Source organism: Candidatus Culexmicrobium sp., from assembly GCF_058356305.1.
The window spans coordinates 1-18,021 of record NZ_JBTVBB010000018.1 but is presented as its reverse complement, the minus strand read 5'-3'; the positions used below and the strand labels follow the sequence as shown (position 1 = coordinate 18,021).

Genomic DNA, 18,021 nt, shown 5'->3' with positions numbered 1-18,021 from the left:
GGTTCTAGTTTAACTATATTACCCCCCATTCTTCCTCTTCCTCTTCTTCCCATTCCTCCTCTTCCCACTCTTCTTCCCATTCTTCTTCAAGCCATTCTTCTTCCTCTTCTTCTAGTTCTTCCCACCATTCTTCTTCCTCTTCACTTCTAATCATTAAATTGTCAGCCTCCTAAGTTTGAGAGAATAGTTTCGTGCTTAAATTTTTTATGTAGCTTCATGTAAAATGCACAGATATAAAAAATAAAGTTTATTTTTTATGTGGTTTTAATTAACTTTCATATTTTCCAGAGCTTTGATGTAATCTTCATGTGGATACTGCCATTTACCTTTGACGTGTAGCCTTATTGGTAATAATTGTTTCCAGTCTTTTTCAGGGTCTATTAAACACCATTCATATTTTGAAATAGCCTTTTTAGAGTGCATTTGAGTTAATGCCCGAGCAAATCCGGGTAACTGGTCAATTAATATGTATGTTCTAAGAATTAGTAGTAGCTCTTTTTCATAGATCATTAATTGCTGTATGAATGGTTTTTCTTCAAGAGACTTTATGAATGCATTTAGTTTATGGTGGCTGTCAAATTTTACTCTTACAATTGATTGATGGGCAAATTGTCTTGGATATGGATATATAGTTGGTTCATATCCTTTTATTACACCATAGTTTACTAAATGTTTATAGTAATGGTATCTTACTGTGGGTGGAGTTACTCCAAGCATTAATGCTAAGTCTTTGAAGGTTACTTCACTGTTTTCTTCAATTTTTTCGAGTATAAAGAAGTCAGATTCATCGAGGGGGGCATATGCTTCTTTTCTAAAACCTTCCTCCATTACGTCTTTCTCAGTACTACTTGAAAGATGAGTTAAGAATTCTTTAATCCATTTATCCCAGTTAAATATCCATTGTTTATTTATGGTGTCGAACCATTGAAAGTTTGGCTTTGGATGTTGTTTTTTGGGTTTCCAGTATAGTTTTACTTTATTTAAGATCTCCTGTTGCTTTAATTCGTTTATGAATTTCTCGAATAATTTCTTTTTATCAGATGGAATAGCATAATAGCAATAATAGAATGTTTGATCTGATAGGTAGCATCTTGATATTTCTCTCCAGTAGTCAATGATTTTTAATGCTTCACCTGCTTTGTCGATAGCATTATAGAATGGCTTTGCAATTACAATAACTGGGGTTAATCCTATTTTTTCTAGGTCTATGTCTACGTTTAATTTTAGAATTCCTCTTCTAGCAAGCTTATCGTAATAGTAGTGAACTAATGCTGGAGGCATACCTGTTTCTCTGGCTACTAGTGACAGATTTCTAGATCTGACTTTGTTTAGATTTCTAATTATTTTGATGCAGTTGTCGTCTATGGCTTTTACGTACTTTCTGAAGTGCGGGCATACTTTCCAACTCATCTTTTACACCTTGATTTATTTTCATATTGTTCTCAAGATATCTTCCTTTTATTTTTATGTGAACTTTTTTCAAATGATTATCAATACATGTTTTTTAAAGAAGAAAAATTTAAGAGTATTTTTAAATAATTGTATTTTTTATAGAAATATTTTATTATTTTTATTTATTTTTAGTAATTATTGGCTCAGTGCTCAGCTGGCTCATCAATATTCAGCCCTTACACGCAACATCATCGCCATATATTAATCCTTTATTTAACTTTTAAGTTTATATCTTAAAATTGCAACTACTCCCCCTAGTGATTTTAATTGTTTTCCCGGCTCATGTATAGAGCTAAAGATTTTTATTTTTCCTCTCTTGTTTTCTACTTCCCTCATTATTTCTTCGATTTTTAGTCTTGTTTCATCATAGGAATGTAAGATTTCGTCGAGCACGTATAATTTTTCTATTGCTCCCATTTTTGCCATTTTCTCTATTTCTTCTATTCCGAAGACTATTTTTTCTTCTTCTTTTATGAGTAGTTCTAGTAGTTCTGAAATTAGCTTTGCTTCTTCAATTATTCCATACTCGCTTAGTGCTTTCATTATTGCTTCTCTTCTTAGTGTTTCATAAACTCCTCTTATTCCACCGTTTGATGTGTTTTCTTCGTATATTCTTGGTTTTGTTTTTTCATTTGTAAATGCTTCCTTTATTTTTTTAGCTATTTTTTCTCTCATGTGGCTTGGTCCTGATATTATTAGTGTTTCAATTGACTTTTGTTTAACTATTTCTTTTACTTTATTAGTTATTTCTGATATCTTCTTTCTTATTTTTTCTTCTCTTTTTTGTACTTCTTTTTTCCCTGGTAGTCTTAATGCTATTTCGAAGAGTATTTCAACGCCGTAATCTCTGAGGATTGCTATTGCGGCTTCTTCGTCATCTATTGATAGGATCATGGTTTTCATTTTGGTTTTTTTGCATGCTTCATTAATTCTTTTTATTATGTGTTTTTGCCATTTATCCTTTATTATGGCTATTTCTTTTCCGATGTCTAGACTGATTGTATGGTGGCTTCCTCTAAATCCTCTCTCTTCATATTTTTCCGGTTCTTCAATGATGATCCCATTAATTCTTAATCTTTCTGTGAAGGGTTGGAATTCAAGTTTTTTTACTCTAATGCCTAGGGTCATTGTTTTTCTCGCACTTTTTTCTCCGACTTTTATTTCTCTCGATGTTTTTGCATAAACTATATCTCCTTCATTAATTATGTTATAGAGTAGCCATAGGTCATCTTGATTTTCAACTTTTAACTTCATTATGCCTCTTTTTTCATCCCATGCTAATATTTTCATTTTCATCACTTTATTTTGGTGTTCTTTTATGTCTAGCATATAAACCTAATATTCTACTTATCTATATTGTTCTTTAGGTGAACTAGTTGGAGGTAAGCTTGAATATAGAGTTTTGTCGTTACATAGGTTTATTGTTGAGTAAAATAAGGTTTTATCCTTCATCATTTACTGATGAGCTATATTATCCAGGATTAAAATGTGATGATGAATTGGTTGCAAATTATTTCTTCTTCATGGTTGCCATTGATCATAGGACTGGTATTAACTGCCTGCCTTTTAATGGACGTGTTCATGGAAGAATGTTTCATGGTTCAAATTTGCTTTGGAGATTAGGTAAGTTAAAGTTTAACTCTAATCCTGAATTGTTTTTGCCTGAAAATATGAGGAATATTTCTACTCGTGACATAATGGAATGGTTTAAAGTTGATTTTCCTGTGCCTGTCTGGATTCGAGATCCTGATGTTAGAGCTTTTCTTCTTAGAGATGCAGCTATTAAGCTTATCACGTACTATGATGGTTCAGTTTTAAATTTAATTGAGAGGTCGAAGGGCTATCTTTATCGTAATGGTGATGGATTTATTGAGAGACTTAAAATCTTTAGAGCTTATGAAGATCCTATTGAGAAGAAGTCATTTTTATTAGTGAAGTTTCTTGAGAGACGTGGTCTTTTAGAGGTTATAGACGAAGATAATCTTAATGTTGCAGTTGATAATCACTTAGCTAGAATTGCCTTGAGGCTAGGAATAATTCATGTTGATGATGAGACTTTAAATAAAATTAGTCTGGGTGAGAGATTCACTGTAACTGAGGATTATGCTCTTAGACTTAGAGTTAGAGAGGCTTATAAATTGGTTTCAGCTTTTTCTAGAGTTAGGCCAACCGTCTTGGATGATTTTTTCTGGTTACTTGGCAAGTATTGTTGTAGAAGAGTTTCACCTGTATGTATGGTTGGTTGTAATCGCTTTGACTGTCCACTTATGGATTTAATAGGTAATTGCCATCATAACTGTCCTTTACAAGCTGTGTGTAGGGGTAGACTTAATCCAAAGCTTCAAGTGCTTCCTGAACATAATTTCACTGAGACATGGTATTATTAGGGTGAATATAGATGTCCTTTGAAATTGGTGTTTCAACTCTTTTTACTATGGATGTGGATATTGATTTTCTTATTAATCATATTGATGATACGCTTATCCATGTTTGGGAGTTTGTTAATGATGGTTTACATTTTCTTCATGGAAAAGAGGAAGAATTATTGGCATTATGTAGGAGGGTTAGAGATTTAGGCTTGACTCTTTTTATGCATGCTCCTTATGCTTCAATTAATATTTCTGCTACTAATCCAGTTTTACGTAAATATACTCAAGATATTACTTTGAGCTGTATAGATCATGCTAGGAAGCTTGACTGTAAGTATATTGTTTTTCATCCTGGATTAAGGGATCCATTTACTTTTCTATTTGAAGATTTAAATGAACCAATAGTTGAGAGCTTTGATTTTCTAGTTAGAATTGGAGACTTATGTAATGAGTATGGTATAACTCCTCTTTTAGAGAACTTATCTACAATGAGGGCTACAATTATTTCTCCAAGTGACTTTAAATTTTTCTTTAAATTGACAGGTAATTTTAGAATGGTTTTAGATATTCCACATTCTCTTTTAACTGGCTTTTTTGATGATTATCTTAATCTTCTGTCAGATAGGATAGTTTATTTCCATATTAGTGATAATAATGGTAAGCGTGATTTACATTGGGCTCTGGATAGGGGTTCATTGAATTGGCGTCAAGCATTAATGAAAATTTTGAATTCTGGTCTGTCTGGCCCCATGATTATTGAGAATATTACTTTCAGTGATGTAAAGTTGAGTTTAAATACTTTAATTCAATTTTTAAGTGAATTATGACTGCTATCTTGTTATACTTTATTTTTCCTTTTAATCCCTCTTCTTAGCTTTTTCATTTCACCGAAGAGTTCAATTAGCCTTTTATACTCTTCTTCATCATAGAATTTACATTCTCCTCTAGTATACTCCTTAGCTACTTCTATACAGAATCTAGTTGCTGCTTCAAGGCTATTGATGTAGGTTGCTCCAGTTGCACATCCTGCTATGGGGAGTCTGGCTGTTATTGCAACTCCAACTACAGGTGAATTTGTCATTAACCATGGTTGCATTATACTGTTTATATGATAGATTCCTGTTCCATAGGGAGTTATGTCCTGCATGGTTATTGGAACAATTTTCGCTACATCTCCAGTAACCCTCTCATAAATATCAATTAAGTCATCACTAACCTTTAATATCCATCCATCTTTAACTGTTGGAGTTATGGCGAAGCCATCAACTTTAATTACTCTGTTGCCTTTAGTTGCATCGATAGATAATATTGCATCCATCCTTTCATCAACTTCTTTCTCAAGAATTGTAAAGATGTCCAGAGGTGAACCCATGAATGGAACTGGTTTATGTGGAGTTGTTGGGGCATTAGGGCATATATGCGTAGTTACAATAACATCTCCATCCAAAACATCTCCCTGGTTAACCATGTCTGCGAGTTTAAATGCACAAGCTAAAGCGACAATAGCGCCATCTGCATCTGAAACTAAACCTAACATAGCCGGCCTAGCACCAACACCACCTAGTCTACCGATAATTCCAAGTGTAGGTGCCTCGCCGCCAGCTATTTTCCCTTTTCTACCTGAAACAATTATCTTTATGAAATCCGTAGATCCTTTCTTTCCAGTTAATTTCTCTACTTTAATGTTCTTTAAACCTCTCTCCTTCAATTTTTCTTTTATTTTTCTTCCATCAACATATGCACTATCAAGTAAATCAGCTACCTCAACAACTTGCTTCAAACAGGTCAATTAAACCACCAACAATTAAAATGAAAAAATCTTATTTTTATTTCTCCCTAAAATCCTCTTAATCTCATTCCAGTCAATAAGCTCCTTAACAATAATCTTTAAATGCTTCTTCAAAATACTAGACGTTTTCTTAAAACCAAATCTACTAGAATTCCAAGTAACAAAAGGAGGGTAAAACTCAGCACTTTCTAAAACAACCTTACCATTATTCATCCTAAATTTAACATAACCCAACTCCTTAAGATAACAAACTTCATTAGGACACAAAATATCAACTTCGAATGCGCCACGCCTTAAAAACACCAATCTATATTCATTAGCATTCCTAATTAACCTACCACAAGGACATTGAACAACTTCCTCTACGCTGGTCACAAAATCACCAAACCCACTAAACAAAAACTATAAATAAACATTACGAGAACATGTTTTCTAAATTTGTCTATTAAAGTAGATTGATTTCAATGAAATGTACGAATATACAATAATTTAATAGACAATAAAGAGGAATATCGGTACAAAATAAAGTCCAGTTTTCCATAGTAAAATTAGTGGAGAAGAGGCTATAATCCTAGAGCTGGACAAAGCAAAGCATAAAACTAACAATAATATAAAGATCTCTTCATTTGGAACAAATATAACAGAAAAACTTAAACATAAAAAATCCACCAATAAAATAGAAGAAAGCGGCGGTCGTCTAGCCTGGACTAGGACACGGGCTTGCCGATCCTAGCAAAAAGCCCGCGACCCGGGTTCAAATCCCGGCCGCCGCACCACTTCTTTCTAATGTTGGTTATCCTAATTTAATAGGTTTTTGTTTTAGGCTGTATGCTATTTTTGTTTGATTTCTCTTGGTGGCATCTCTTCTTTTATTATTGGTGCTATTTCCACGTCTATTATGTTGTGCATTAGTGTTTCTCTGAGTATTTTTTCGATTTCTTTTTCATTCATTCCTTTGCTTTTGAAGTATTGGTGGATTTCTTCTTTGAAGAGTGCTTTTTCATTGTAATGCTTGAAGACTTCTTGGATTAGCTTCTTTAGTTTTTAATTTATGCCCTTATTTTAGAGTTTTAAATTGTATTTTAATTCTTATCTGTTATTGGTACTTTTATTCTGTTTTTGCGAGTTTTTCTTTTAGGATATATACTTTCTTCGTTTTTATTTCTTCTTTTTCTATTATGGTTGTTAGTCCTATGTCCACTACGTCATAGACTAGTGCATCTTCTAATAAACTTTTTGACTACATTTTTACTTAGTCCTTTTTTCATGAGGCATTCATAGATTTCTTCTTCAAGTAAAGCGTTTTTATTGTAGTGTTTAAAGGCTTTTTTGATTAGTTTCCTAGTGTTTTTCCTATTCTTCATCTTCTTCCTCAGTTTTTAACTCAAACACTATTTTTCTTCCTATAATTTCCAGTGGGTTTTCTGGCTCTGATATCGGTATTACTCCTATATCTATTATATTATTGTTTAAGGCTTTCACCCATAGTTTTTTATGTCATCTTCTTCCATACCTTTCTTTTTAAAGTAAGCGATAAATTCTTCTCTATATATTATTTTTTCTTTATAGAAATCAAAAACTTCTTTGATCATTCTCTTTAATTTATTTATTTCCATTCTTATCCCTCAAACTTTCTTTCTTCATGATTTTTTCTTCGTTTTCCTATAAAAGATCTCATTAAATTTATTTTGCCTCCATTCCTGTGGGATGTATGAAGGAATATTGTCTATCAATTTTTCAATTTTTCTTCTCAGTGTTTTCTCCAACATTCTATGCCTATATTTGAGGAAGATTTCGTATTGTTTCTTAAGTCTTTCAGCTTTCCATGATTCTGGTAACATTCCATACTTTTTGCATATTAGTTCAAGTAGACTTTGTCTTCCAATATTACAATTCCATGAAACTGTTACTCTATCCTTTTTGCTTATATGCAGTGAAGCTGGACGGATTCTTAATGCTTTTTCTCTAATAATTTTTTGATGCGATTTTCTTAAGATTTCTACTTCTTGCTCCAACATCGTGGGCGGGTTTTCTAGAACGATATCAATAATATGTTCATCGTTAATTTTTCCTATTGGTATTTTTCGTTTTTTCTCTGTTGTTAGTTGTTTTAGTTTTTGTATTTGTTGTGGTGTTAGTTTGTCTGTTATGTCTATTGATCTACTCCATGATACTGTCATTCTTAGTCTTTTTTCTTTTGTGATATGGAGGCTACTTGTTCCTTCCTCTGTTAGCGTTGCTTGGAAGTGGTATTTTGCGTAGTTCTGGGTTTTTGTATATTTCTGGGTCTAGGGTTGGGTTTGTTATTGTTTTTTTGCCTGGTTTTATTCCTGTTTTTATTAGTGCTCTTGCTATTGTTGGGTCTATGTTTGTTACGTAGGCTCCTTTGGATTTGTCCCATCTTGGTTTTTCTTTTACGTTTGTTTTTAGTTCTTTTAGGAGTTCTATTACGTATCTGTGTAGTGTTGGGTCTTTGTTGACGTATTCGGCTTTTACTTGGGTTGAGCTTTTTGCTACTATTGTTCCTTCGTTTAGTATGTGTGTTTTTAGTTTGATTATGGTTGGTGATTTTAGGTTTATTGGGAATATTCTTGTGAATAGGTTTATTTCCTCTAGTTGTTTTGGATTTAATTTTAGGTATTTGCAGAATTGTAGTAGTGATTTTACAGTTGGGTGTGTTACTGGTTTTTTAAGCCACTCTATATATAGTTTTGCTTTTCTTGATGGTATTTTTAGTTTGTTTTTGAGTAGGTCGTAGTAGTTTTTTGCCTGTTTTTGTTGGACTAGTTTGTCTAAGATTTGCTTTAATATCTTTGTTTTTATTGCTATCTTTATTGTTGGTGGTTCGTCGTACCAGTGGTAGTGTTTGTGTATTATTTTTGTGTTTGGTTTTAGTCTTTGTATTATTTTGGTTAGTTGTTTGTTATTTGTTTGGGTATTTTTATTTTTGTTCTTAGTTCTTCTATGTCTATTTCTTTTTGGTTTTGTGTTGCTTTTAGTATTTTTATGATTAGTTTTGCTAGTATTCTTCTTTTTCTTGTTGTGTTTAGGTATGTTCTTGTTTTTAGTTTGTATTGTCCCATGGTTTTTCACTGGATTAGTTTTACTTTTCCTCTTGGTGTGATTATGATTGCTGTTTTTAGGTCTTTTTTGGTTGGTGTTCCGAGTAGGTGTGTTGGTGGTAGCTGCCAGCATCCTGTTGATGCTAGTCCTTCTTCATGGTTTATGAAGGCTCTGTGTATGTGTCCTATTATTAGCCAGTCTGCTTCTATTGTGAATTTGTATTGTTTTAGTGTTTTTATGGCTTGTTTCATTTTGGTTTTTGGGTTTTCAATTATTTTGTGTCCATGTTGGATTTGGATTGTTTGGTTGTCTGGGAGTTTTATTACTAGTTTTTCTTTTGCTGTTCTGTGGAATCGGTATAGGTTTAGTAGGTTTTCTTCTAGTAGTTTTTCCTTTATGTCTCTTTCTATTCTGTATATGTTTGATGTGTGCATGTTTTGGAGGGCTAGTTTATCCATTGATTTTAGCAGGTTTTTGTCTGAGCTGTCGCAGCATCCCTTAACTGTAAGTACGTAGCTTTTCAGTTTTCTAAGCGTCCTGAAGAACATTGTTGTTTGGTATAGTTCTGGTCTTCCCCATCTTAAGTCAAAGACGTCTCCTAGAAATATTATGTATGTTGGTTCTAAATCTTCAAGGAATTCAAGTAGTTCTTCGAATAGTGATTGGGGAGTCCATATGTGGCTGTCTGATATTAAGACTGCAATTTCACCTCTCTCTATTACTAAGTCATATAATTCATAGCTATGTGCTTCTCCACCATTTAGCATTGATTTAACTTGACTTAAATTGTGACCAGCTCTAAACCCTACATTTTCAAGCAAATCTTTAGTTCTAATATTTTTACAGGTGGGACAGTTACATTTTAGAAATTTTCCTGAAACATTTACTTCTCTTTCATCTAAGTAGAGTGTAAATCTCCCTGCATCTAAATAATAGCTGAATCCGCCTATACTTAGATTCTTAACTTTATGGAATACTTCTTTTATGAATTTTATTGAGGATGGACGTAGTGCGCCAATGATTAGGAGGGATTTAAATTTACCTTGAATTTCACTTGCATATCGATAAATTATGTTTCTAGCCCATGGGTCAAACTTGAAGTTTGCTAGGTATTCAGATGCATGTAAAGCTACATTTTTAACACCCATTTTCTTAAGAGATTTTACGCTGAATGATATTTGCTTAGGCGTATTCCCCTTAAGTAAGCCAATTACAGCTAAATCTTCTAGGCAGAGCTTGTATGTTAACTTTAAACCCATTAGCAAATTGATCCATGAGTAGTATAATGGTATGTCAAGATAGACTGGAACATCCCATCCAATCACAGCGTCAAATCCACCTTGCTTAGCAATCTTAATGAATTCTTCAAAGACTTCTTCATCAAGTAAAAGCTCATCAAGCATTATGGATGATAATAAAACTTTACCTTCAAAATCTAGATATGAATGAATACCTCTAGACAAACATCGTTAAATAAATCTCTCCTACAATAAATTTCCTCAAAAGGCACTATAACAGCCTTAACATTAACCCATCTCCAACAATAAGTTTCCTTATCACCAATAGAAATTATTGGAATAACTCTGGGCAATGAAGCATCCCTAACACTTAAAGCCTCCACTTCTCTTAGAGAATCAAGTAAAGCCTTAACCTCCTCTCTACTCATATCTAATAAGACAAATTTTGAACCATAAATCCAGCAATCCGCAATCTTCCCAATCACACGTCCAGAAAGATTACACCTCAAAAAGGGGCAATAATGCCCACCTCTCCCAACACCATCACAAATTTCCCTTAAAACACAGAAAAAACATTGTCTATCACAATAAAACATACTCATCCATCTCCTCTCATTAATTTTTAAAGAAAATTCCTTTTAAAATTTTTAAAATATAGATATTAACATAGCTTGCCTACTTGAACCGCTTGTAAATTAGAATTGATGACATTAGAATGAATGCTATATCTGTTGTTAGGATTATTGGGATTGGTTTCTTAAGGTTGGTTGTTATGTATTCGGTTGGGTCTCTTGGAAAATTTATTACACTTCCAGCTAGAAAACCTCCAGCTATTATGTCTCCCCAAATTATTTCTTCTGCCTTCAGTTCTTGGGCTTTTTCAGTTGCTTTTTGTAGGATTTCGATTTGATGAATTAATTCGTCTAGTCTCTCCAGTATGCTTTTGTAGTTTATTTGTGTTTCTTGTAGATATGTTGCCCTCTATTTGTATTGTAAATTGATATATAAGCTTCAATTTAGTCTTTTTTACAGACTGGTCTGTCATGGAAACCTTAAATAAGTCTTTATCTTCTTATACCTTGGTGCATAGATTATGAATGTAGATTCTTCATTTAAGGTGCTTCATGAGCCTAATCGGCTGTTTATTGTGAAGTTTATTGCTGAGATGGGTGGGTGTGCTAGTTTTAATGATTTGCTTAAGGCTACTGAGTTGAGTAAGGGAAATCTGTGGAGTCATCTTCAAGTTCTCGAGAAGGCTGGTTTTATTGGGGTGAAGAAGGGCTTTTTGAAGCGTAAGCCACGCACAGATTATCATCTTACTGAGGAAGGAAGAAGGGCTTTATCCACTTATGTTTCTGGGATGATTAGGGAACTAAAGGAGATATCTAAAATTCTTAAATTAAAATATTCACTGTGACTTTTTCAATATTGTTTTAAGCTCTCTATTTTCTTTCACATCTGAAATAAACGAAAGAATATGTATCGTTACCTAAACTTTTTTACAATTTTGTTCTAGGACAAACGGCTTTCGTTTGATATCACTCTAATTAAAATTATTCTTCTTTTAGTAATATTTAAATATTTTTTAAGAATAATGACAAGGGGAATTATAGTTGAAAGGGAAATTTCAAAAGGTTCCTTCTAAAAAATATACCAGTTATGGAGGATGTTATCTTTATGCTTATGCTGAGGGAGATATAACCGAGGAAGAAGAGCCCATCCCTGATAAGGTTTTCTTTGAAATAGAGTGGTGGGCTGGTTGTTTATCTGGACCTAGTCCTCCAATTCAATGGTATGTGTCAGAGGCATGTCTTCAAGATTATGATGGAAAGAAGAAATATTATTGTTCTCGTGTTGAAGAAGTTACCTGTGATATAATGGATGAAACTTGCTGGGCAAGAATTAAATTTTGTGTTAAAAAGAATGAAAGCATAACGGTTCTTGCTACTGAATGGGTTCTAGTAGAGGAGTTTGAGGGTTGAAAATAGATGGTTACTAAGCGCGTTATTTTTTATGTTCTTTCTATTATATTCCTTTCTGCAATTTTCCTTGTTATTGAAGCAAGTTATCCTAGAATCAGTATTCATTATGAAACATATGTTGCTGGTGATAATCTACTAAGTAATGGTGGATTTGAAGGTGGATTAGTTGGTTGGTTTTCTAATGGTATGGTTATAAGTAGTGATAGCTTTGAAGGCTCTAAGGCGTTGCTTATTAGAGATCGTGGAAGTGTAAAGATTAATTTATCTAGACCTTGCCCTGCTAGGGGTTTTAAAGTTTTATTTGCATATAAAGTTGCTAACTTAACTGCTGAGGGTTACTTATATGTGCTCTGGATTGATATGACAATCAAAATTGGAATTAAAGAATTTAATGTTAGTTTAGGGTATACTGGAGGTACAATTGCAATGCATCCAGATTTTGCAGTCACTAAAGATAACGGTTGGGCTTCACCTAAAACAGGTTTAGAGCATGATGTCTACAATGGTTGGCGAATTGTTGAATTAGATTTGAGTAAGGCTTTCGGAGTTGCATCTTCAGATCGAAATGCACGTTCAAAACTTGGAATAGGCTATAGGCCGGAATTTAAAATTGAAAACTTCATGGTCAAGAGCTTAGAAATACTAATGAGAGCAGTATCTGTTTCAGGTCCTGAACATGGAAACTTTCTTATAGATTCAGTAACCGTTTACACTCCTTATACTAATCAATCCAAAGTTATTGTTGCTCTATCCTCTAAAAATATTATACCGTTTACAGTTGTCATAACTGGTGGGGGAAGTTGTAATTACTACAATATAATGCCCTTTGAGAATACAAAAATAAATCTCGCAGTTGAAGACAAACCTAACGCATTAATCATATATATCAAGCCTTTTCTACTTCCTTTAGGCTATGTTAAAAAACTTAATTTATCTATCTAAGAATCAGTTTCATAAAATTTCTAGAATTCCTAAGTAAACTTATTTTTGTTGTAATTGTTTATTTCCAGTTTATTGTTTAGCTTTACTCTGTTTCACTTAGTTTTTCAAGTTTCTCTTTTTTCATCAAATATAGCCTATAGACTATTAAGATTATTGCCTATGTTAATGTCCCAGTCTATGACATGAAAGGATATTAGAAAAGCTAATATAAAATTAATTAAACCAATTCTCACACATCCTGCTGGCGGTTGAAATGCAATTATCACTCATAGAAATAATAACACTGTTGCTAAGTCAAGGCCTAAGTGTTTTCTATCGGTTGATTATATTCCAGTTGCTGATGATATAAGTGTCCAAAATAGTGCTCCCTCTACATGTGGGAGTTAAATTTAGAATAATATTTTAAGGTCGTTGAAATTGAATTAAATTAAACCAATAGTCAAATATAGGGACCATTAAAGCCCAAGTATAGAAAATAGCTGATATGAAGTAAAATTTCAAGTATTTCTACTTTATCAAGATTGTTATTGGTAAACTGAATTTTAGATATTTAGTTTGCTCTGTGATTTATTTCAATAAGTTTGTATGACAATATTTTTATATTAAATTAAATATATTTATATTTAAAAATGTTTATTTGGGGTTGTTGTGTTGTCGTTTATTTCGCCTTTAAGTCCTAGGCAGAGGTTGATTTGGTCTTTATTGAGTCGTGGTCTTAGTGTTTCTGAGGTTGCTAGGAGGTTGAGGACTACTCCACAATATGTTCATCAGACTAGGAGGGCTGCTGAGGCTAAATTGCTTCGCGCCTTGATGGAGGCTGCGTGTGCTAGTAGTATTCAGATAAAGTTGGCTAGACCTGAGGCTGGCATTCTTTGGGGTTATCATCCAGGTCTTAGGAGGGATGCGATCATAACTTATTCTGCTAGACAGGGGATTAAGATTTGGTATTGGTATGATAATCCAGAGGAAGTCACTGACCAAGCTTTTCTAAACGAGACAAGGGAATACTTGTTAACCTTCGCGGAGGAGCGGGGGATTCATTTGACCGAGGAGGAGAAAAAGCTTCATCCAGCAAAGCTTGCAAATGTCATCTTTAGTAGGCTTCTTCCGGGGGTTAAATCGTGATTTCTAAGGATAAGTTGTGGAGGTTAATTCGAGGCTGGCTACCCAAAACTCCACAACCAGCAAAGTCTTTAAGGAGCTTTACTCAGTCAAATGCGATGGTTGTTTCAATTGGCATTTTAGCTATAGTGATTATGGCAATATTTATACGTCCCTTATCTTGGAGTATTACGTCTACTACCTATTCTAGTCCACCATCCTTATCTAGACCAATAATGCTAAGTAGGGCTTCTAACTCTAGTGTTTCGGAAGAAGTTGAGTTTATTTTTGAGCCTGATAATACTCTTCGAGTTGTTGCTTATGTCTTTGTTTCGCTTCCATTTGAATTGGGTGAAGCTGAAACTGAGCTTCGAGACTTAGATTTTTATGTTATAAAGAAGAGGATTGATAAAGTTATGTTACATTTAACTTATGATATTACTTCCTTTTCAAAAAATCAAACTAGACTTTGGGCTGACTCCATTGCGAGGAAGTTTGCATTAATGATAAACGGAACACCAGTACTTGTAGAAGAGAAGGAGTATGATTTTCTTCCCATAATTGATATGTCTTTATCTAGACGTTTAATTTTTTACAGCTACATTTTCGAAAATACTAGTAGAGAAAAAGCATTGGACTTTATGTTTTCATTTAAGCCAAAACTGGGTTTTTCAGGATTAATAGATAAGAGTCATATAAATGAAGATTCGGAAGTTTGGTATGGTACATACCCCAAGGGAGACATGTATATTGGTATTGCAACTAAAATAAAGGTTAACATTAACCAAACTCCTGGAAGTGTAAATATACTTGACTTAGTCAAAATTTTTGGTAAAAATAAGACTGTTATTTTAAATGGTAACGTCTCGAGTTCGAATTTATATCTGAGGATTTTCCCACCGAGTGGAGTTAGATATAAGATTATTGAATTCGAGTTACTTTTCAACTATAGTTATCTTTCACCTCTTAAGTATTATCATTCAAATCAAGGTGCACACTACTTTATGTCATGTTCGATTTATCCGATGATAGATGGAGAGTCGATTTTTGATAGTTGGAAAATTGAATTTGAAGTAGAGTCTACAGAGACTTTCCCATCAGCAATAATAATGATCGCTTTTTTAGCAGCATTGTTATCATTCTTGGCTTACTCTAAATTTAGGAGGTAAGTCTTTGTCTCTTAAATATTTTATTAAACTGATTCGAGGATGGTTGCCTAAGCCTCCTAAACCATCTTGGGAAATGGGGATTTTTAATCGCATTAACCTAATAGCTTTCTCAGTTACATTCACATTTACGGCTTTAATTCTTATTGCACAATTAATTTCACCTTGGATTACTTCCCCACCAGTATCTTCACGATTTTCGTTTAAATCTAAACCAATCTTGAGAGGAAAAAGCGTTGTCACAAGTATGTCTGAGGAGATTGAAATGGTCTTTCGTCCTAACAATATTGTTGAATTGCGCTTTCTCATACAGATTCCATTACCCTTCGTGTTGGGAGAAGCAGGAATGGGACTTACTTCATTATCATTCTATGCTGTTAGAAGGGATTCGAGTGAAGTTAGTCTTAGAATAGTTTATGATGTTCGATTTCTTCCTAAAAATAAGACTAAGGTTTGGGCTGATATTGTTGCTGGAAAGTTTGCTTCGAAAATAAATGGTATTCCTGTTTTGATTAAAGAGGAAGAGTATTCTTCTACGTTGGGAGAATATAAGCATATTATGATTTATGAGTATAAATTTGAAAATACAAGTAGTGAAAAGGCTTTAGATTTTATTTTTAGCTTTAAGCCAAATCTTGGTTTCAGTAGCCTAATAGATAAGAATCATATAAATAACAATTCAATTGTCACTTACTGGATAGGTGAAGATGGAGGTCGAAAAGGCATACAAATCCTTACTCAAATGCAGACAAATATCAATTATACTTCTGGAAGTGTAAATGTCATTGACATTATTAAGATGTTTGGAGAAAATAAAACTGTTATTCTGAATAATAGTGTTTGGAGATCCTATCTTTACATGAGAATTTATCCACCAATTGGGGTGAGATATAAGTTTGCTGAAATGACCCTGCCGTCCAATTGCAGTAGTTTCCTTCCATTTAAGCCCTCCTTTGATTCTACATACTATTGGTCTTCGTGTGAAATTCGTCCATTAACTGATGGAGAAGCAGCATTTAACAGCTGGAAAATAATATTTGAAGTTGAATCCACATCTCAACAGCAAACAATAAGTCTTACATTAATTGCTATTGTTGGACTTGTAGTAAGCATAGCTATTCTCTATCAAAAATTCACGAGGTGAAAGCCCTGAAACTAAGAGATAAATATGTTAAGCTAATAAGAGGATGGCTACCAAAACAATCAAAAATAATTCAAAAAACAAGGCAAGCGAGGGGATTAACCATATTACAGAATTATATTCCTAAAATACTCTTCATTATTGGTATGATATTTCTCATTACTAATACTGCTTTTGCTTTTACATCTTATTTTGACTGGAGGAGAAATAGTATTATTTTATTAGATGAAGATTGGCACATTGATCCTAAATTAGAGTATATGCATTTTAATTTGGTACGTGAAAATTTGACTTTGAAGTCTTCTGAAACTTATACTTACAAAAAAGTTTTAGTCTTTTATTTATCTGAAGTAGATTATCCTCCCCCACAGGTTCCCTATATCTTAGCAGTTTCAAAGAATATTACAATTAAGGGGCAACTATCTTCCGTAAGCATATTTAATTTCTATGTGTTTGATAGAGAAAACTTTGATTTATGGAGGTTAAATAAAAATTATACTTGCTACTTTAAAACATTTAACATATCGTCAGTCAACTTTAACTTTAATCTAACTTCAGCAAGTATACGAGACCTTAATTATTACTATTTCGTTATTGAGCGAGCTTTAGCTGAAATAGAGCTTAAAGTCTATGTTGATGTATCTCTTGATTACCTTACTGAAACATCCTTTTATGAGAATGTATATTTTTATGGTCTTCGCAGATCTCCTCTGTCCCTTTTCAAAGATGTAAAAGACATCTTCATTAGGGGGCAACTTGTAACAGAAGAGAATAATCCTATCAATTTTTACATTCTAAATGAGACTAGCTTCCATAACTGGAAAATATGTGAGCCTTATACAGCATATTTTGAAGCTAAAAATATTTCAAGAATTACTTTTAGAATACCTCTTAAGGAAGAGCAGGCTGATGGGATGATTTTCTTCGTTGTCGAAAATCCTAATTTATATGTAGGTGAATGGGTGAAAATTTTTGTAGTTTTAGAATGGTATGAAAGACAAAATATTATGGGTGTTCTTTTTAGTGGTCTAGGTGGATTTGCCATTATAATACTATCTGGAGTTTCTAAAATTATCTTAAAACAAACGGGTGTAAAAAGTGAGAGCTAGAGATAAGCTAGCTAGTTTGATTAGAGGTTGGCTACCCAAACCACCTCTTCCCTCTAAGGTTGGATTTCTCAATATAGCAAGATTGAGAATAGATGCATTAACAGTTTTTTCTTGTTTTCTGATTCTTAGTGGTTTTCTTTTTTATTTAATTCCGCCGAGCTTTATGCCCTTTATTGCTAAGTATAGTGTTCAGATAGGCTCTGACCTTGAAGTTTATGGGGTCAACTTTGAATTACATTTCACTGATTTAATTGGAGAGGGTGCTTATCTTAGTGGATTTCTTCATTATCCGAAGCAGGAGAAAATTGAGTTGTATGGAGATTCAATATTAAATTTTTCAACTAAAGTATTTAACAGAAGAGATATAAGCATCTATGTGCATACTCCTGTGTTTTTCATTTGTGAGCCTTACTGGATTGATGATGAAGTTGAAATTCTGTATTGGTCTTTCAGCCATAAAATCTATTTGGTTAAAGATGGTTTTGAGAAGATAATTGGTGTGCTCTCTGATTCTGGAAGGAATATGTGTGAGGATTTTGATATTATTAGAATTAGTATTGAGCTAGCAGATCTAGAGGCTAAAGAGAATGTTACTCCTCCATATAGCTTGATTTGTAGGGGTGGTTGTGAGTATTGGATTTCGACCAGTGTTGATAAATATTATGTTGA

Annotated in this window: 23 protein-coding genes and 1 tRNA gene; 12 read left to right on the top strand and 12 right to left on the bottom strand. The window is 33.3% G+C overall.

Annotated elements, in window-relative coordinates:
- Positions 1 to 13: 13 nt before the first annotated feature.
- From ACW8TM_RS05820 to ACW8TM_RS05810, 3 genes are all read right to left on the bottom strand, one after another.
- Positions 14 to 154, bottom strand: a complete 141-nt coding sequence (locus ACW8TM_RS05820) for a hypothetical protein (RefSeq protein WP_491532335.1) — start codon at positions 152 to 154, stop codon at positions 14 to 16.
- Between the two features lie 110 nt (positions 155 to 264).
- The gene (locus ACW8TM_RS05815) at positions 265 to 1,410 is read right to left on the bottom strand and encodes a winged helix-turn-helix transcriptional regulator (RefSeq protein ID WP_491532334.1); all 1,146 of its coding nucleotides are present in this window, start codon (positions 1,408 to 1,410) and stop codon (positions 265 to 267) included.
- Positions 1,411 to 1,665: 255 nt separating this feature from the next.
- Positions 1,666 to 2,742 (bottom strand): mRNA surveillance protein pelota, encoded by a 1,077-nt coding sequence (locus tag ACW8TM_RS05810; RefSeq protein ID WP_491532333.1) that lies wholly within the window; start codon positions 2,740 to 2,742, stop codon positions 1,666 to 1,668.
- Between the two features lie 86 nt (positions 2,743 to 2,828).
- On the opposite strand from ACW8TM_RS05810, the gene ACW8TM_RS05805 reads away from it, so the two are divergent.
- Complete coding sequence (locus ACW8TM_RS05805) at positions 2,829 to 3,839, top strand: hypothetical protein (RefSeq protein ID WP_491532332.1); 1,011 nt, start codon at positions 2,829 to 2,831, stop codon at positions 3,837 to 3,839.
- Positions 3,840 to 3,850: 11 nt separating this feature from the next.
- Entirely contained in the window at positions 3,851 to 4,648 is a 798-nt protein-coding gene (locus ACW8TM_RS05800) for a sugar phosphate isomerase/epimerase family protein (protein WP_491532331.1), read from the top strand.
- A gap of 11 nt (positions 4,649 to 4,659) precedes the next feature.
- On the opposite strand, the gene ACW8TM_RS05795 is transcribed toward ACW8TM_RS05800, so the two are convergent.
- Complete coding sequence (locus tag ACW8TM_RS05795) at positions 4,660 to 5,610, bottom strand: DUF1177 domain-containing protein (RefSeq protein WP_491532330.1); 951 nt, start codon at positions 5,608 to 5,610, stop codon at positions 4,660 to 4,662.
- A gap of 15 nt (positions 5,611 to 5,625) precedes the next feature.
- Positions 5,626 to 5,985 carry a hypothetical protein gene (locus ACW8TM_RS05790; protein ID WP_491532329.1) on the bottom strand — a complete coding sequence of 120 codons (360 nt, stop codon included), beginning with the start codon at positions 5,983 to 5,985 and terminating at the stop codon, positions 5,626 to 5,628.
- A gap of 311 nt (positions 5,986 to 6,296) precedes the next feature.
- On the opposite strand from ACW8TM_RS05790, the gene ACW8TM_RS05785 reads away from it, so the two are divergent.
- Positions 6,297 to 6,386, top strand: a tRNA-Gly gene (locus ACW8TM_RS05785).
- A gap of 429 nt (positions 6,387 to 6,815) precedes the next feature.
- Here ACW8TM_RS05785 and ACW8TM_RS05780 read toward each other — a convergent pair.
- The 6 genes from ACW8TM_RS05780 to ACW8TM_RS05755 form a co-directional block, all read right to left on the bottom strand.
- On the bottom strand, positions 6,816 to 6,974 hold the full coding sequence (locus tag ACW8TM_RS05780; RefSeq protein ID WP_491532328.1) for a hypothetical protein: 159 nt from the start codon (positions 6,972 to 6,974) through the stop codon (positions 6,816 to 6,818).
- Between the two features lie 114 nt (positions 6,975 to 7,088).
- Positions 7,089 to 7,226, bottom strand: a complete 138-nt coding sequence (locus ACW8TM_RS05775; RefSeq protein WP_491532327.1) for a hypothetical protein — start codon at positions 7,224 to 7,226, stop codon at positions 7,089 to 7,091.
- A 24-nt stretch (positions 7,227 to 7,250) separates the two neighbouring features.
- Positions 7,251 to 7,790, bottom strand: coding sequence for a hypothetical protein (locus tag ACW8TM_RS05770; RefSeq protein WP_491532326.1), 540 nt, complete (start codon positions 7,788 to 7,790; stop codon positions 7,251 to 7,253).
- 31 nt (positions 7,791 to 7,821) lie between these two features.
- On the bottom strand, positions 7,822 to 8,703 hold the full coding sequence (locus tag ACW8TM_RS05765) for a hypothetical protein (protein WP_491532325.1): 882 nt from the start codon (positions 8,701 to 8,703) through the stop codon (positions 7,822 to 7,824).
- Positions 8,700 to 10,136, bottom strand: a complete 1,437-nt coding sequence (locus ACW8TM_RS05760) for a metallophosphoesterase family protein (RefSeq protein WP_491532324.1) — start codon at positions 10,134 to 10,136, stop codon at positions 8,700 to 8,702. Before ACW8TM_RS05760 ends, ACW8TM_RS05765 begins: the two co-directional genes overlap by 4 nt.
- A complete protein-coding gene (locus ACW8TM_RS05755) occupies positions 10,109 to 10,513 on the bottom strand; it encodes a hypothetical protein (RefSeq protein ID WP_491532323.1) in 405 nt (134 codons plus the stop codon). The genes ACW8TM_RS05760 and ACW8TM_RS05755 overlap by 28 nt, the downstream gene beginning before the upstream one ends.
- Before the next feature lie 113 nt (positions 10,514 to 10,626).
- Here ACW8TM_RS05755 and ACW8TM_RS05750 point away from each other — a divergent pair, with 113 nt between their 5' ends.
- The 6 genes from ACW8TM_RS05750 to ACW8TM_RS05725 all read left to right on the top strand — a co-directional run bounded on the left by ACW8TM_RS05750 (position 10,627) and on the right by ACW8TM_RS05725 (position 15,105).
- Complete coding sequence (locus ACW8TM_RS05750) at positions 10,627 to 10,821, top strand: hypothetical protein (protein WP_491532322.1); 195 nt, start codon at positions 10,627 to 10,629, stop codon at positions 10,819 to 10,821.
- A 183-nt stretch (positions 10,822 to 11,004) separates the two neighbouring features.
- Positions 11,005 to 11,328 (top strand): transcriptional regulator, encoded by a 324-nt coding sequence (locus tag ACW8TM_RS05745; protein ID WP_491532321.1) that lies wholly within the window; start codon positions 11,005 to 11,007, stop codon positions 11,326 to 11,328.
- Between the two features lie 196 nt (positions 11,329 to 11,524).
- Positions 11,525 to 11,893 (top strand): hypothetical protein, encoded by a 369-nt coding sequence (locus ACW8TM_RS05740; RefSeq protein WP_491532320.1) that lies wholly within the window; start codon positions 11,525 to 11,527, stop codon positions 11,891 to 11,893.
- A 6-nt stretch (positions 11,894 to 11,899) separates the two neighbouring features.
- A complete protein-coding gene (locus tag ACW8TM_RS05735) occupies positions 11,900 to 12,835 on the top strand; it encodes a hypothetical protein (protein WP_491532319.1) in 936 nt (311 codons plus the stop codon).
- Positions 12,836 to 13,486: 651 nt separating this feature from the next.
- Positions 13,487 to 13,960 carry a hypothetical protein gene (locus ACW8TM_RS05730; RefSeq protein ID WP_491532318.1) on the top strand — a complete coding sequence of 158 codons (474 nt, stop codon included), beginning with the start codon at positions 13,487 to 13,489 and terminating at the stop codon, positions 13,958 to 13,960.
- A complete protein-coding gene (locus tag ACW8TM_RS05725) occupies positions 13,957 to 15,105 on the top strand; it encodes a hypothetical protein (protein WP_491532317.1) in 1,149 nt (382 codons plus the stop codon). Before ACW8TM_RS05730 ends, ACW8TM_RS05725 begins: the two co-directional genes overlap by 4 nt.
- Here ACW8TM_RS05725 and ACW8TM_RS05720 read toward each other — a convergent pair.
- A complete protein-coding gene (locus ACW8TM_RS05720; protein WP_491532316.1) occupies positions 15,073 to 15,345 on the bottom strand; it encodes a hypothetical protein in 273 nt (90 codons plus the stop codon). The genes ACW8TM_RS05725 and ACW8TM_RS05720 overlap by 33 nt on opposite strands.
- A 22-nt stretch (positions 15,346 to 15,367) precedes the next feature.
- Between ACW8TM_RS05720 and ACW8TM_RS05715 the strand changes: the two genes are divergently transcribed.
- The 3 genes from ACW8TM_RS05715 to ACW8TM_RS05705 all read left to right on the top strand — a co-directional run.
- The gene (locus tag ACW8TM_RS05715) at positions 15,368 to 16,246 is read left to right on the top strand and encodes a hypothetical protein (RefSeq protein ID WP_491532315.1); all 879 of its coding nucleotides are present in this window, start codon (positions 15,368 to 15,370) and stop codon (positions 16,244 to 16,246) included.
- A complete protein-coding gene (locus tag ACW8TM_RS05710; protein WP_491532314.1) occupies positions 16,243 to 17,352 on the top strand; it encodes a hypothetical protein in 1,110 nt (369 codons plus the stop codon). Before ACW8TM_RS05715 ends, ACW8TM_RS05710 begins: the two co-directional genes overlap by 4 nt.
- Positions 17,342 to 18,021 (top strand): hypothetical protein (locus tag ACW8TM_RS05705; protein WP_491532313.1); only part of this gene is annotated, 680 nt, incomplete at its 3' end. The genes ACW8TM_RS05710 and ACW8TM_RS05705, both read left to right, overlap by 11 nt.

Bases quoted from the DNA above. Each gene is read 5' to 3' on its own strand.
- ACW8TM_RS05820 (WP_491532335.1), bottom strand. From the start codon at position 154: ATGATTAGAAGTGAAGAGGAAGAAGAATGGTGGGAAGAACTAGAAGAA.
- ACW8TM_RS05815 (WP_491532334.1), bottom strand. From the start codon at position 1,410: ATGAGTTGGAAAGTATGCCCGCACTTCAGAAAGTACGTAAAAGCCATA.
- ACW8TM_RS05810 (WP_491532333.1), bottom strand. From the start codon at position 2,742: ATGAAAATATTAGCATGGGATGAAAAAAGAGGCATAATGAAGTTAAAA.
- ACW8TM_RS05800 (WP_491532331.1), top strand. From the start codon at position 3,851: ATGTCCTTTGAAATTGGTGTTTCAACTCTTTTTACTATGGATGTGGAT.
- ACW8TM_RS05780 (WP_491532328.1), bottom strand. From the start codon at position 6,974: ATGAAGAATAGGAAAAACACTAGGAAACTAATCAAAAAAGCCTTTAAA.
- ACW8TM_RS05775 (WP_491532327.1), bottom strand. From the start codon at position 7,226: ATGGAAATAAATAAATTAAAGAGAATGATCAAAGAAGTTTTTGATTTC.
- ACW8TM_RS05770 (WP_491532326.1), bottom strand. From the start codon at position 7,790: ATGACAGTATCATGGAGTAGATCAATAGACATAACAGACAAACTAACA.
- ACW8TM_RS05755 (WP_491532323.1), bottom strand. From the start codon at position 10,513: ATGAGTATGTTTTATTGTGATAGACAATGTTTTTTCTGTGTTTTAAGG.
- ACW8TM_RS05750 (WP_491532322.1), top strand. From the start codon at position 10,627: ATGAATGCTATATCTGTTGTTAGGATTATTGGGATTGGTTTCTTAAGG.
- ACW8TM_RS05745 (WP_491532321.1), top strand. From the start codon at position 11,005: ATGAATGTAGATTCTTCATTTAAGGTGCTTCATGAGCCTAATCGGCTG.
- ACW8TM_RS05735 (WP_491532319.1), top strand. From the start codon at position 11,900: ATGGTTACTAAGCGCGTTATTTTTTATGTTCTTTCTATTATATTCCTT.
- ACW8TM_RS05715 (WP_491532315.1), top strand. From the start codon at position 15,368: ATGGTCTTTCGTCCTAACAATATTGTTGAATTGCGCTTTCTCATACAG.